Source organism: Pseudomonas sp. GD04091 (genome assembly GCF_029836165.1).
In the GTDB taxonomy this organism is placed as follows: domain Bacteria; phylum Pseudomonadota; class Gammaproteobacteria; order Pseudomonadales; family Pseudomonadaceae; genus Aquipseudomonas.
Genome location: NZ_JAOEBG010000010.1, coordinates 78,835 through 92,956 on the forward strand (window position 1 = coordinate 78,835; position 14,122 = coordinate 92,956).

Genomic DNA, 14,122 nt, shown 5'->3' on the forward strand with positions numbered 1-14,122 from the left:
CAACTACCAGAAACTACTGCGTGATCAGTGCACGTCCTTCCAGTATTCGCGCTTGAGCAAATAGGCGAAAACGAAGAAGAAAGCCAGGTACAGCAACACATAGGTACCGATGCGCTGACTTTCCAGTTTGACCGGGTTGGCCGAATAGGCCAGGAAGGTCACCAGGTTCTTGACCTTCTCGTCGAACTGCTCGGCCGTCAGGGTACCGGATTTCTCCTCCACGGTCAGCTGGTCGCACGCTTCATGGGTCAGCGGGCTACCGGTCAGCGGGTCGAACTGCTTCTTGCCATCGACCACGGTCTGCACCTGCTTGCAGCCGATCACCTGGTTGCCCTGCAGGCCAACCAGCACGTTGGGCATGCCGACGTTGGGGAAAACCTTGTTGTTCACCCCGTAAGGCCGCGTCTTGTCCTCGTAGAAGCTGCGCAGGTAGGTGTACAGCCAGTCGTTGCCACGCACCCGGGCGACCAGGGTCAGGTCGGGCGGCGCCGCGCCGAACCAGGTCTTGGCATCGTTCGGCTGCATGCCGATCTTCATGTGGTCGCCAATCTTGGCGCCCGTGAACACCAGGTTCTCGAGCATCAGCTCGTGAGGAATGCCCAGATCATCGGCCACCCGCTCATAGCGTTGGAACTTGGCACTGTGGCACCCCATGCAATAGTTGGCGAAGGTGCGCGCGCCATCCTGCATGGCGGCCTTGTCGGCCAGGTCGATATCGACCTTGTCCAGCTCCAGGCCATGTTCGGCGGCGAACGACAGGCTAGGCATCAGTGCCAGCAAGCATACTGCAATCAACTTTTTCATCAGCCAGTCACCCTTTCCGGAACCGGTTTGGTCTTCTCGAGCCTTGTGTAGAACGGCATCAGCAGGAAGTAGGCGAAGTACAACACCGTGCACACCTGCGACAGCAAGGTACGCCCCGGGGTTGGCGCCAGTACGCCCAGCACGCCAAGGATGACGAAGGACACGCAGAACACCAGCAACCAGATCTTGCTCAGCCAGCCCTTGTAGCGCATGGAGCGCACAGGGCTGCGATCGAGCCAGGGCAACACGAACAGCACGGCGATCGCCGCGCCCATGGCGATGACCCCGAACAGCTTGTCAGGCACCGCGCGCAGGATCGCGTAGAACGGCGTGAAGTACCACACCGGCGCGATGTGCTCAGGCGTCTTGAAGGCGTTGGCCTGCTCGAAGTTCGGTTTCTCCAGGAAGTAGCCACCCATTTCCGGGAAGAAGAACACCACGGCACAGAACACGAAGAGGAAAACCACCACGCCGACAATGTCCTTGACGGTGTAGTACGGGTGGAATGGGATGCCATCCAGCGGGATGCCGTTCTCGTCCTTTTTCTTCTTGATGTCCACACCATCGGGGTTGTTCGACCCGACTTCGTGCAGCGCCAGGATGTGCAGCACCACCAGGCCGAGGATCACGATCGGCAGGGCCACCACATGCAACGCGAAGAAGCGGTTCAAGGTGATACCCGAAATCAGGTAGTCGCCACGGATCCACTGGGTCAGGTCATCACCGATGACCGGGATCGCACCGAACAGCGAGATGATCACCTGGGCACCCCAGTAGGACATCTGGCCCCACGGCAGCAGATAGCCCATGAAGGCCTCGGCCATCAGCGCCAGGTAGATCAGCATGCCGAACAGCCAGACCAGTTCACGTGGCTTCTGGTAGGAGCCGTAGAGCAGCCCGCGGAACATGTGCAGGTAGACGACGATGAAGAACGCCGAGGCGCCAGTGGAATGCAGGTAGCGCAGGATCCAGCCGTACTCGACGTCGCGCATGATGTACTCGACCGAAGCGAATGCCTCTTCCGCCGAGGGGGTGAAACTCATGGTCAACCACACGCCGGTGACGATCTGGTTGACCAGCACCAGCAATGCCAGGGAGCCGAAGAAGTACAGGAAGTTAAAGTTCTTGGGCGCGTAATACTTGCTCAGATGGTCTTCCCACATCTTCGTGGCGGGGAAGCGCGCATCGATCCACTCCATGAACTTGCTCATCATGCGTTCTCCTGATCGACGCCGATGACGATGATTTCGTCCGACTCGTACGAGTGCGGTGGCACTGGCAGGTTGAGAGGCGCCGGCTGGGATTTGTAGACACGGCCAGCCAGGTCGTAGTGGGAGCCGTGGCAAGGGCAGAAGTAGCCGCCCACCCATTTCGGCCCAAGGTCGGCCGGCGCCACTTCAGGACGGAACGTCGGCGAGCAGCCCAGGTGCGTGCACAGGCCGACCAGAATGAGAATCTCGGGTTTGATCGAGCGAACCTCGGGGTCGACATAGGTCGGCTGCACCGACGCCTTGGATTGCGGGTCGGACAAGTCACCTTCGATCTTTTTCAGATTGGCGAGGATTTCGTCCGTTCGCCGCACGATGAATACCGGCTGGCCGCGCCACTCGGCCACCATCTGTTGCCCGGGCTCGACCTTGGCAATGTTGACCTTCACCGGTGCCCCTGCGGCTTTCGCCTTGGCACTGGGAAACCATGACCCCACGAACGGTACCGCAGCCCCCACTGCTCCCGCTGCCCCGACCACGGATGTCGCGGCTACGAGGAAGCGGCGCCGGCCTGCGTTGACGCCGTCATTGCTCATTCAGTCCTCTCCCATCAGCTTGCTTGGCCTGTTTGAACAGGCATCTACTTAGGTATGTCTGTGGCACCAAAATTTGGTCGTCATGGTAAGAAACAAATCCACACACTGACAAGGTGATTACCCGCTCGTCGGGCCACAACCCTCGCTTTGCTTGATCTGTGTCTATGCGACAAACGGCCACGGACTGACAGAGAGGTTAGTTCAAGACATAAAAAAAGCCCGGTTCCAAAAAGGAACCGGGCTTCTCTCGACTGCCGAAGCGGTATTAACGCTTGGAGTACTGAGGACGCTTACGCGCTTTACGCAGACCCACTTTCTTACGCTCGACTTCACGAGCGTCGCGGGTGACGTAACCAGCACGACGCAGAGCGCCACGCAGGGTTTCGTCGTATTCCATCAGGGCGCGGGTGATGCCGTGGCGGATCGCACCGGCCTGACCGCTGACACCACCACCGGAAACGGTGACGTAGATGTCGAACTTCTCAACGGTCTCGGTCAGTTCCAGCGGCTGGCGAACAACCATGCGAGCGGTTTCGCGGCCGAAGAACACGTCCAGGGAACGGTTGTTGATGGAGATGTTACCGGTACCAGGACGCAGGAAAACGCGAGCGGTTGCGGTCTTGCGACGGCCAGTGCCGTAGTTTTGAGTCGCCGACATAATGAACTATCCCGTTAGATCTTCAGTTCTTGAGGCTGCTGAGCAGTGTGAGGGTGAGCAGCACCCGCGTACACTTTCAGCTTGCGGTACATGTCGCGACCCAGCGGGTTCTTCGGCAGCATGCCTTTGACCGCGGTTTCGATGACACGCTCAGGGGCCTTGGCGATCAACTTCTCGAAGTTGATTTCCTTGATACCGCCCGGGAAGCCGGAGTGGGAGTAGTACATCTTGTCGGAAGACTTGGCACCAGTCACACGAACCTGCTCGGCGTTGATGACGACGATGTAGTCGCCGGTGTCAACGTGAGGGGTGTATTCTGGCTTGTGCTTGCCACGCAGGCGGCTAGCGATTTCGGTAGCCAGACGACCCAGGGTCTGACCAGCGGCGTCGACTACGAACCACTCGCGCTTTACTGTTTCCGGTTTAGCAGTAAAAGTTTTCATTCTCTAAAGCCTCAGAGGCCGCCCAGCGAAAAATAGACGGCGAATCTTACTGGATAGTGCACGGCTTGCCAAGGGCAAGCGCGCAGCCGAACGCTGACGCTTTTGGGGGCTCGGGTCGGGCACGCCAATGTTCGACAAGGGTTCCCCTTTGTGGTGGTGCATCACTTCCGCCACACGGAGAGGTGCCGAATTATCCAGATTGCAGGAAAAATTTCAACCTGCTTTTATGGACCTCTTTGCCACGGAGCGTCTTCCCGATGGAATACCGCAAGCTCGGTCGTACCGACCTCCACGTCAGCGCCCTGTGCCTGGGCACCATGACCTGGGGCGAGCAGAACACCCAGGACCAGGCCTTCGCCCAGATCGCCCTGGCCAAGGCCAGCGGCATCAACTTCATCGACACCGCTGAGATGTACCCGGTGCCGCCACGCCCGGAAACCTACGCCGCCACCGAGCGCATCATCGGCAACTGGTTCGCCGCCAACGGCGACCGTGATGACTGGATCCTCGCCAGCAAGGTCGCCGGACCCGGCAACGGCATCAGCCACATCCGCGACGGCCAGCTCAAGCACAATCGCCAGCACATCGTCGCGGCGCTCGACGAAAGCCTGAAACGCCTGCAGACCGATCGCATCGACCTGTACCAGCTGCACTGGCCCGAACGCAGCACCAATTTCTTCGGCAAGCTCGGTTACCAGCATCTGCCGCAGGATCTCTTCACGCCATTGGAGGAAACCCTGGAGGTGCTCGACGAGCAGGTGCGCGCCGGCAAGATCCGTCATGTCGGCCTGTCCAACGAAACGCCGTGGGGCACCCTGAAGTTCCTGCACCTGGCCGAAATCCGCGGATGGCCCCGGGCGGTATCGATCCAGAACCCCTACAACCTGCTCAACCGCAGCTTCGAGGTGGGCCTGGCAGAGGTGGCCATTCGCGAACAGTGCGGCCTGTTGGCCTACTCGCCACTGGCCTTCGGCATGCTGTCAGGCAAATACGAGAACGGCGCCCGCCCGGCCAATGCCCGCCTGAGCCTGTTCAGCCGCTTCGCGCGCTATTCCAACCCGCAAACCGTGGCGGCCTGCAGCCGCTACGTGCAGTTGGCCCGCGAGCATGGACTGGACCCGGCGCAGATGGCCCTGGCGTTCGTCACCCGCCAGCCGTTCGTGACCAGCAATATTCTCGGCGCGACCACGGTGGAGCAATTGCAGAGCAACATCGACAGCCAGGCGCTGACGCTGAGCGACGAATTGCTGGCGGCGATCGAGGCGGTGCATCAGGAGCAGCCGAACCCGGCGCCTTGAGCTGGCGCCCCATCGCGGGGCAAGCCCGCTCCCACGCCTCCGCGCAACAGCGTGGGGGTGGGCTTGCCCCGCGATGGGGATCGTACTTTGGCGGGGTAGACACAATCGCCAAAAAATAAGACGATCCAGCCGGTGATTGACCACTATCCCTTATAAGAACAATGACAATGATGTTTACCCAACCCTCCGCGTCCTTGCGGCGCGTCAGCATCCTGGCCATTGACAAGGTGTTCGCTTCGACACTGATGCAGGCCAAGGATTTCTTCCACCTGGCCAGCCTGCGCTACAGCAAGCAGCTGGGCCTGGGCCTGCAGCCGATGTTCGAGATCGGCCTGGTGAGCCCGGACGGCCTGCCGGTGGACAGTTTCAGCAATGTGCAGTTGCCGGTCGACAGCGGGCTGAACGACGCCGATGTGATCATCCTCCCGGCCTTCTGGGACGACTTCGACAACCTGCTGCAACGCTATCCCCAGGTCCTGCCCTGGCTGCGCGAGCAACACGCCCGCGGCGCGGTGCTGTGCGCCGAGGCCAGTGGCGTGTTCTGGCTGGCCGAATCCGGCCTGCTCGACGGCAAGGAGGCAACCACCTACTGGCGCTTCTTCAGCAGCTTTGCCGAGCGTTTCCCGAAGATCCGCCTGAACCAGGACAAGCACCTGACCGACGCCGACAACCTGTACTGTGCCGGCGGCACCACGTCAGCGTGCGACCTGTACATCTACCTGATCGAGCGTTTCTGCGGCGCCAACGTCGCCCGGGCTGTGGCCCGCGACATCCTCTACGAGGTGCAGCGCAGCTACACCCCGGGGCGCATGGGCTTCGGCGGCCAGAAGCTGCATCAGGACCTGATCATCCTGCAGATCCAGCACTGGCTCGAGGAGCACTTCGCCGACAAGTTCCGCTTCGAGGACGTGGCCCGTAACCATGGCATGAGCATTCGCAATTTCATGCGCAGGTTCCAGAGCGCCACCGGCGACAAGCCGCTGCACTACCTGCAGCGCCTGCGCATCGAGACCGCCAAGGGCCTGCTGTCGAGCACGCGCAAGAGCATCAAGACCATCAGCTACGAGGTGGGATACGACGACGCGAGCTTCTTCGCCCGGCTGTTCCGCCAGCATACCGAGCTGTCGCCGAACCAGTATCGACAGCAGTTCATGCAAGAGGCCTGAACGTAAAAGGGCCGCTTCGCGCCCCATCGCTGGCAAGCCGGCTCCCACATCGACCGCGTACGCCGTAGCTGTGGGAGCTGGCTTGCCAGCGATGGGGCGCGAAGCGGCCCCTGCCTTCAGTCGCTTACGGCTTGTGTGCCCGCGACAGGAACTCGTGGGACTGCATCTCCAGCAACCGGCTCAGGGTGCGCTGGAACTCGAAGCTCAGGCGGCCACCGGTATACAGGTCCTTGAGCTCCACCTCAGCCGAGATGATCAACTTCACGTTACGGTCGTAGAACTCGTCGACCATATTGATGAAGCGGCGGGCGATATCGTCGGTGGCCACGCCCATCTGCTCGACGTTGCTCAGCAGCACGGCGTGGAAGATCTTGCCCAGCTCGATGTAGTCGTTCTGGCTGCGCGGCCCGTCGCACAGGGCGCGGAAGTCGAACCAGGCGACGTCGTCGCAGGTGCGCAGAGCATGGATCGGACGGTTCTCGATCATCAGCACGTCGTTCTCGACGGCCTGGGTGCATTCCGGGGTCAGCGCCTTGAAGCTGGCGCGCATGCTTTCATGCGCCGCCTCGTTGAGCGGGAAGTGGAACAGCTCGGCCTGCTCGAGGTGGCGCAGGCGATAGTCCACGCCGCTGTCGACGTTCACCACATCGGTGTACTGCTTGATCATGGCGATGGCCGGCAGGAAGCGCGCGCGCTGCAAGCCGTCCTTGTACAGGCCGTCCGGGACGATGTTGGAGGTGGCAACCAGCGACACGCCGTTCTTGAACAGCTCTTCCATCAGGGTGCCGAGGATCATGGCGTCGGTGATGTCAGACACGAAGAACTCGTCGAAGCAGATCACCTTGGCCTCTTCGCTGAAGCGCTTGGCGATGATGGTCAGCGGGTTCTTCTCGCCCTTGAGGGTCTTCATTTCCTCATGCACACGCTTCATGAAGCGGTGGAAGTGCGTGCGCATCTTCTGCTTGAACGGCAGCGCTTCGTAGAAGGTGTCGACCAGATAGGTCTTGCCTCGCCCTACCCCGCCCCAGAAGTACAGGCCCTTGACCGGCGTCTGCTCCTTCTTGCCGAACAGCTTGCCGAACACGCCCGGCTTGTTGTTCTGCGCATGCACCAGGTCGTCGTACAGGCGCTGCAGGTGACGCACTGCAGTTTCCTGCGCCGCGTCATGGAAGAAGTCGGGACGTTTCAGATCTGCTTGGTATCGTTCTAGGGGCGTCATGATTTCGTTAGCGAGGCAACAAAAAACGGGCCGTCACTGTAGCGACCGGCCCGCTTGATGGCAATCAGACTTGCGACGTAATGCCTCAGTCCGCTTGTGGCGCCAGTGCCTCGCGCAGGCTGAGAATGGCCGCATCACGGGATTCGGCAGCGTCAAACTCAGGCCCTTCGGCCACCTGCTCGCCGTCCAGCCAGAGCGAGAAGCTCAAGCCTTCGACACGCACATCGGCTTCGCCCCCCTGCTGCAGCTGCTTGCTCACGGCGCCCGCGCTCTTGCCATCGGCGAAGCTGCGCGACAGCAGCAGTTGCTCGCCGTCGGCAGCCAGCAGGCGGAAGCGGAAGCTGCCATCCTCGTCACGGAAGCTGACGAAGCGGGCGCTCTTGGCAGCTTTCTTCTTTACCTCGGTGTTGGCCTGCACGGTGGTGCGGAACGAACGCAGGCCGACCGCCTCGCGCAGCTGCTCGAGGAACGGGGTGGCGATCTTGCGGGCCTTGGCGGCGCCAGCCAGGAGGATGTCCTCGAGGTCCGACGGACGCGAGATCAGCTGGTGATAGTGCTCGCGCTTCTCGGCCAGCTGGCCGTCGAGCAGCTGGAACAGACGCTGCTTGGCCTCGCCCCAGCCCAGGCCCTGCAGCAGCTCTTCGCGGAACTCGGCACATTGGGTCGGCGTCGAGAAGGCCTGGAACAGGGTGAACAGGTGCGCATTGTCCGGATCCTTCGCCTCGCCCGGGGCCTTGGAATCGGTGACGATGCGCGAGATCGCGTCCTTCATGTCCTTGGCGCTGGTGAACAGCGGGATGGTGTTGTCGTAGCTCTTGGACATCTTGCGACCGTCCAGGCCCGGCAAGGTGGCCACGCTTTCCTCGATCACCGCCTCCGGCAGGGCGAAGAAATCCTTGCCCTGGCCGAACAGGTGGTTGAAGCGCTGACCGATGTCGCGGGCCATTTCCACGTGCTGGATCTGGTCGCGGCCGACCGGCACCTTGTTGGCGTTGAACATCAGGATGTCGGCGGCCATCAGCACCGGGTAGCTGAACAGGCCCATGGTCACGCCGGCGTCCGGGTCTTCGCCGGCTTCGACGTTCTTGTCCACCGAAGCCTTGTAGGCGTGGGCGCGATTGAGCAGGCCTTTGGCGGCGACGCAGGTCAGCAGCCAGGTCAGTTCCGGGATTTCGGGGATGTCGGACTGACGGTAGAAGGTGACCTTGTGCGGATCCAGGCCGCCAGCCAGCCAGGTGGCGGCGATTTCCAGGCGCGAGCGCTGGATGCGCTGCGGGTCGTCGCACTTGATCAGGGCATGGTAGTCGGCCAGGAAGTAGAACGAGTCGACACCGGGTTGCTGGCTGGCGAGGATCGCCGGGCGGATGGCGCCGGCATAGTTGCCCAGGTGCGGGGTGCCGGTGGTGGTGATACCGGTAAGAATGCGCGTGGTCATGGGTGTTCGCTTATTCAGGCTTGGCTCAGTTCGAAAGGCGCGGCAGCAGCAGATCCTTCAGATCGGTCAGCTTGCCATGGAAGAAGTGTCCGCATTCTGCCACTTTCAGCAGCTCATGGGGGCGCGACAGGGTGTCGGACCAGTCGTAAACCAACTGCGGGTCGACCACTTCATCGGTGTCCGGCTGCACGATGGTGAGGGCAGCGCGCTCGGGCAGCGGGAACTGTGCCGTCAGGCGCATCACCGCCGGGGCAATCATGAACAGCTGCCGCAGCTCGACACCGCCCGCCTCCAGGCGCCCGCCCAGGCTGGCGGCGACGAAACCGCCGAAGGAAAAGCCCATCAGGACCAATGGCAGCTCCGGATGTTGCTGGCGCAGCCAGGCAGCGGCGGCTTCGGCATCGTCCACTTCGCCGGCGCCCATGTCGTGGCTGCCGGCGCTCTGGCCGACACCGCGGTAGTTGAAGCGCAACGTGACATAACCGGCGTCACGGGCGGTACGCTGCAGGGTCGAAACCACCTTGTTGAGCATGGTGCCGCCCTGGACCGGGTTGGGGTGACAGATCAGCACCGCGCCACGGGCATCGGCCACGTCCAGGTACAAGGCTTCCAGCTGGCCACACGGGCCATCGATGAACAAGGGTGTTTCGCGGATAAGCAAGGCACTACTCCGTGACCTCGAGGAGGGTCGACTCGTCTAGCTGAGGAATTCTGTTCTGATTTGCGATCGCTCGCGGTATACAGCGCAGGTCTGAGCCGTTAACGTAAAGCAAAGCCGTTTATAGAGGAAGGACTCGTGGAACACTCGCTCCTTGTTTGGTTGCTGCCGACCCTGGCCCTGGCAGTCGGCGTCGTCGTCGGTTTCGCGCTGGCCCGCCTGCTGCCCAACGCGGCACCGAGCAACACCCAACGCCAGCTGGATGACATCCAGCAGCGCTTCGACAATTACCAGAACGAGGTGGTCACCCACTTCAACAGCACCGCTTCGCTGGTCAAGAAACTGACCCAGAGCTACCAGGACGTCCAGGACCATCTGGCCGATGGCGCCAACCGTCTGGCCCTGGACGAGTTGACCCGCCAACGCCTGCTGGCCGCGTTGCACTCGGAAACGGCACAAGGCCCACGCGATCGCCTGACGCCACCGAAGGACACCGCCGAAGTACCGCGTGACTACGCGCCGAAGGCGCCGAATTCGCCGGGCATGCTCGATGAAAGCTACGGGCTCAAGCGTTGAGTCGAATGACATGAAAAAGGCCTCGAAAGAGGCCTTTTTTGCGGGCTTTGTTCCGCGATACCGGCCGACACAGGTCACCTCACCGATACCAGGCCGCTCCCTCCTCGCCGATCCCGTAACGCCCCCTCGCCTGCTCCAGCACATCCGCCGGCAGCACGCCCTGGCGCACCAGCCCGTACAACGCCGCCATCACCACCGCATGCCGGTCCACCTCGAAGAACCGTCGCAACTGCCGACGCGTGTCGCTGCGCCCGAAGCCATCGGTCCCCAGGCTGATGAACGGCGCGTTCACATACTCGGCGATCAACTGCGGCCAGGCGCGCACATAGTCGCTGGCAGCGATCACCGGCGCGCCGCCCGACAGGCAACGTCGCAGATGGCACTCCGCATCGCCCCCCGCCATGCCTGTCCGATCCGCATCTCGCGCGCCACGCGCCAGTTCGCTGAAACTGGTGACGCTGAATACTTCGCAGTCGACCTGCCAGTCGCTCGACAGCAGCTCACCGGCAGCAATCACCTCGCGCAGGATCGTGCCCGATCCCAACAACCGCACTTCGGCTCGCGGGCTCGCCGCCTGCTGCCGGGTATACCGATACATGCCCTGCAACACGTCCTCACGCACCTCGTCTGGCAATGATGGTTGTGGATAGTTTTCATTCATAACCGCCACGTAGTGGAACTCGTCCCGCTGCTCCACCAGCATGCGCCGCGCGGCATGATCGAGGATCACCGCCAGCTCGCCGGCGAAACACGGATCCCACGCCCGACAGTTAGGCACCATCGCGGCCATGACCAGGCTGGAGCCGTCCTGGTGCTGCAGCCCTTCGCCACCCAACGTGGTACGCCCGGCCGTGGCGCCGAGCAGCAGGCCACGGGCGCGCTGGTCGGCGGCGGCCCAGATCAGGTCGCCGACCCGCTGGAAGCCGAACATCGAGTAATAGATGTACACCGGCAGCATTGGCTCGCCATGCATCGCATAGGCGGTCGCCGCCGCGATCCACGACGAGATCGCCCCAGCCTCGGTGATACCTTCCTCCAGAAGCTGGCCATCGCGCGACTCCTTGTAGACCAGCAGCGAACCGGCATCTTCCGGCTCGTAGCATTGTCCCTGGGGCGAATAGATGCCGATCTGGCGGAACAGGCTGGCCATGCCGAACGTGCGCGCCTCGTCCGCGACGATCGGCACCACCCGCGGCCCCAGCCCGGGAGCCTTGAGCCAGTTGCCGAGCAGGCGCACCGCCGCCATGGTGGTGGACATCTCCTTGTGCTCGGCACGCAGGGCAAAGCCGGCGAAGGTGTCGAGATCCGGCACGGGCAAGCTGGCACAGTCACTGCGCCGCATCGGCAACGGCCCGTCGAGCGCCTCACGGCGCTGGCGCAGGTAGACCATTTCCGGGCTGTCCTCGGCAGGCCGGTAGAAGCGCAACTGCTCGACCGCCTCGTCCGACAGCGGCAGGTGGAAGCGATCACGGAAGGCCAGCAGCGCCTGCACATCGAGCTTCTTGGCCTGGTGCGCGGTCATCCGCGACTCCCCGGCGGCGCTCATGCCATAGCCCTTCTTGGTCTTGGCCAGGATCACCGTCGGCCGGCCCTTGCACGCCTTGGCGGCGGCATAGGCGGCGTGCAGCTTGCGAAAATCGTGGCCGCCACGCTTGAGGGCATTGATCTGCTCAGCGCTCATGTGCGCCACCAGCTGTTGCAAGGCAGGGCTCTGGTTGAAGAAGTGTTCGAGGTTGTAACGACCGTCCTTGGCGCCGAGGGTCTGGAACTGCCCGTCCGGCGTCGCCGCCAACTGGCGCAACAGCGCATGCTCATGGTCGCGGGCGAACAAGGCATCCCACTCCGAGCCCCACAGCACCTTGATCACATTCCAGCCAGCACCGCTGAACAGCGCCTCCAGTTCCTGGATGATCTGGCCGTTGCCACGTACCGGACCATCCAGGCGCTGCAGGTTGCAGTTGACGATGAAGGTCAGGTTGTCCAGGCCTTCGCGCGCCGCCAGGGTCAAGCCTGCGGTGGATTCGGGCTCGTCCATCTCGCCATCGCCGAACACGCCCCACACATGACGATCCGACGTGTCGAGCAGTCCACGATGCTGCAGGTAGCGCATGAACCGCGCCTGGTAGATCGCATTGAGCGGGCCGATACCCATGGACCCGGTGGGGAACTGCCAGAAATCGGGCATCAGCCACGGATGTGGATAAGAGCACAAACCGTTGCCGGCAACCTCCTGACGGTAATTGGCCAACTGCTCTTCACTGAGGCGCCCTTCGAGAAACGCACGGGCATAGATGCCAGGGGCCGAGTGGGGCTGGAAGAACACCAGGTCGGCGGTACGCCGCGCCATGCCTCTTTCACCACGGAAAAAGTGCTGGAAGCCGACCTCGAAGATCTCCGCCGCCGAAGCGTAGCTGGCGATGTGCCCGCCCAGCTCGCCATAGGCATGGTTGGCCCGCACCACCATGGCCAGGGCATTCCAGCGTAGGATGGCGGTGATCCGCTCGTCCAGTTCCAGATCGCCGGGGTAGGCGCCCTGCTGCTCCACGGGCAAGGTGTTGCGGTACGCCGAAAAGGCCTGGGCGTCGCGCTCCAGGCCCAGTTCCAGGGCATGGGCGTGCAGGCGTTGCAGAAGATACCGCGCTCGCGCCGGCCCGCAATGAGCCAGGGTCGACTCCAACGCCTGGCACCATTCGGCCGTTTCGGCGGGGTCACTGTCCAGGACCGCATCTAGGGCAGTCAGCGGCTCGTTCGGTTTCATCATCGCTACCATCGCGCAGGCCTCGTCCGTGGCAGTTCAGGCACAGGCCTTCAAGGCCTGGCTGATGTCGGCGAGCAGGTCGTCGATGTCCTCCAGGCCCACCGACAGACGTACCAACCCTTCCGAGATACCGTGATCGGCACGCTCCTGCTGGGTATAGCTGGAATGGGTCATGCTCGCCGGGTGCTGGGCCAGCGATTCGGCATCCCCCAGGCTCACCGCGCGGCTGAACAGTTGCAGGGCATTCATGAAGCGTCGACCCGCCTCGATCCCACCCTTCAGCTCGAAGGCGATCATCCCACCTGGCAGACGCATCTGCCGCTGGGCCAGCGCGTATTGCGGAAAAGATGGCAGGCCTGGGTAGTGCAACAACTCGACCTGCGGCTGGCGCTCCAGGTACTCGGCAACCTGGCGGGCGTTGGCGCAGTGGCGGTCCATGCGCAGGGCCAGGGTCTTGATGCCGCGCATCAGCAGCGAAGCGTCGTGGGGCGACAGCACCGCGCCGGTCATGTCCTTGAGCCCTTCCAGGCGGATGCGGTCGATCAACGCCTTGCGCCCGACCACCAGGCCGGCGGTGATATCGCCATGCCCGGACAGGTACTTGGTGGCCGAATGCACCACCAGGTCCACCCCCTGCTCCAGCGGGCGCTGCAAATATGGCGTGCAGTAGGTGTTGTCGACCACGATGCAGAGGTCGTGGCCGCGCACGGTATCGACCACCGCGGCGATATCCACCAATTGCATGTTCGGATTGGCCGGTGTTTCGAAATAGATCATGCGGGTCTTCGGCGTTATCGCGGCCTTCAGTGCCGGGATGTCGTTGAGGTCGACATGGCGGATCTTCACGCCGAACTCGCCGATGCCGTGGTGCAGGTAGGCGAAGGTGCAGCCATACAGGGTACTGCCGACGATCAGCTCGTCACCCGGGCGCAGCAGGGTCCACAGCGTGGCGGTGATGGCGCCCATGCCCGAGGCCAGTGCCAGCCCGGCCTCGCCGCCTTCGAGCGAGGCCATGCGCTGCTCCAGCAGGGCCAGGGTCGGGTTGGAGATGCGGCTGTAGAAGTGCCCAGGCTCTTCACCTGCGAAACAGGCGGCACCGTATTCCACCGTAGGAAAGGCATAGGTGGCGGTCTGATAGACCGGCGGCACCAACGCGCCGCCATGGGACAGCGGGTCATAGCCATGGTGGATGGCCCGCGTGGAAAAACCGGTGTTGTTGTTGGAGTCGCGCATGGCAACAGCCTCTTGTGGTTTGCTATAAGCTTATGCCACCGGGCTGCCACGTTTTTTCCAAAGTTGCCCA

At 62.7% G+C, this 14,122-nt stretch carries 13 protein-coding genes; 3 read left to right on the top strand and 10 right to left on the bottom strand.

What is annotated here, in order from left to right; translation table 11 throughout:
- Positions 1-24: 24 nt before the first annotated feature.
- The 5 genes from N7422_RS14420 to rplM all read right to left on the bottom strand — a co-directional run bounded on the left by N7422_RS14420 (position 25) and on the right by rplM (position 3,709).
- A complete protein-coding gene (locus N7422_RS14420) occupies positions 25-804 on the bottom strand; it encodes a cytochrome c1 (protein ID WP_279807154.1) in 780 nt (259 codons plus the stop codon).
- Positions 804-2,015: a cytochrome bc complex cytochrome b subunit gene (locus N7422_RS14425; protein WP_198744442.1), complete on the bottom strand. Its 1,212-nt coding sequence runs from the start codon at positions 2,013-2,015 to the stop codon at positions 804-806. The genes N7422_RS14420 and N7422_RS14425 overlap by 1 nt, the downstream gene beginning before the upstream one ends.
- A complete protein-coding gene (gene petA / locus N7422_RS14430; RefSeq protein WP_279807155.1) occupies positions 2,015-2,608 on the bottom strand; it encodes a ubiquinol-cytochrome c reductase iron-sulfur subunit in 594 nt (197 codons plus the stop codon). The genes N7422_RS14425 and petA overlap by 1 nt, the downstream gene beginning before the upstream one ends.
- Positions 2,609-2,873: 265 nt before the next feature.
- On the bottom strand, positions 2,874-3,266 hold the full coding sequence (rpsI, locus tag N7422_RS14435; protein WP_003260797.1) for a 30S ribosomal protein S9: 393 nt from the start codon (positions 3,264-3,266) through the stop codon (positions 2,874-2,876).
- 14 nt (positions 3,267-3,280) lie between these two features.
- Positions 3,281-3,709 carry a 50S ribosomal protein L13 gene (gene rplM / locus N7422_RS14440; RefSeq protein ID WP_003260798.1) on the bottom strand — a complete coding sequence of 143 codons (429 nt, stop codon included), beginning with the start codon at positions 3,707-3,709 and terminating at the stop codon, positions 3,281-3,283.
- A 257-nt stretch (positions 3,710-3,966) separates the two neighbouring features.
- Here rplM and N7422_RS14445 point away from each other — a divergent pair, with 257 nt between their 5' ends.
- Positions 3,967-5,007, top strand: a complete 1,041-nt coding sequence (locus N7422_RS14445) for an NADP(H)-dependent aldo-keto reductase (protein ID WP_279807156.1) — start codon at positions 3,967-3,969, stop codon at positions 5,005-5,007.
- 269 nt (positions 5,008-5,276) lie between these two features.
- Positions 5,277-6,173: a GlxA family transcriptional regulator gene (locus tag N7422_RS14450; RefSeq protein ID WP_173862478.1), complete on the top strand. Its 897-nt coding sequence runs from the start codon at positions 5,277-5,279 to the stop codon at positions 6,171-6,173.
- Between the two features lie 124 nt (positions 6,174-6,297).
- Here the strand turns inward: N7422_RS14450 and zapE are convergent, their stop codons facing one another.
- From zapE to N7422_RS14465, 3 genes are all read right to left on the bottom strand, one after another.
- The gene (gene zapE, locus N7422_RS14455) at positions 6,298-7,392 is read right to left on the bottom strand and encodes a cell division protein ZapE (RefSeq protein ID WP_279807157.1); all 1,095 of its coding nucleotides are present in this window, start codon (positions 7,390-7,392) and stop codon (positions 6,298-6,300) included.
- An 85-nt stretch (positions 7,393-7,477) separates the two neighbouring features.
- Positions 7,478-8,827 (bottom strand): tryptophan--tRNA ligase, encoded by a 1,350-nt coding sequence (locus N7422_RS14460; RefSeq protein WP_279807158.1) that lies wholly within the window; start codon positions 8,825-8,827, stop codon positions 7,478-7,480.
- A gap of 25 nt (positions 8,828-8,852) precedes the next feature.
- Positions 8,853-9,488 (bottom strand): alpha/beta fold hydrolase, encoded by a 636-nt coding sequence (locus tag N7422_RS14465; RefSeq protein WP_279807159.1) that lies wholly within the window; start codon positions 9,486-9,488, stop codon positions 8,853-8,855.
- Positions 9,489-9,623: 135 nt separating this feature from the next.
- Here N7422_RS14465 and N7422_RS14470 point away from each other — a divergent pair, with 135 nt between their 5' ends.
- A complete protein-coding gene (locus tag N7422_RS14470) occupies positions 9,624-10,061 on the top strand; it encodes a DUF1043 family protein (RefSeq protein WP_279807160.1) in 438 nt (145 codons plus the stop codon).
- Positions 10,062-10,140: 79 nt separating this feature from the next.
- Here N7422_RS14470 and mdeB read toward each other — a convergent pair whose 3' ends face one another.
- Complete coding sequence (mdeB, locus tag N7422_RS14475) at positions 10,141-12,831, bottom strand: alpha-ketoglutarate dehydrogenase (protein ID WP_279807161.1); 2,691 nt, start codon at positions 12,829-12,831, stop codon at positions 10,141-10,143.
- A gap of 24 nt (positions 12,832-12,855) precedes the next feature.
- A complete protein-coding gene (locus N7422_RS14480) occupies positions 12,856-14,052 on the bottom strand; it encodes a methionine gamma-lyase (RefSeq protein ID WP_279807162.1) in 1,197 nt (398 codons plus the stop codon).
- Positions 14,053-14,122 lie beyond the last annotated feature (70 nt).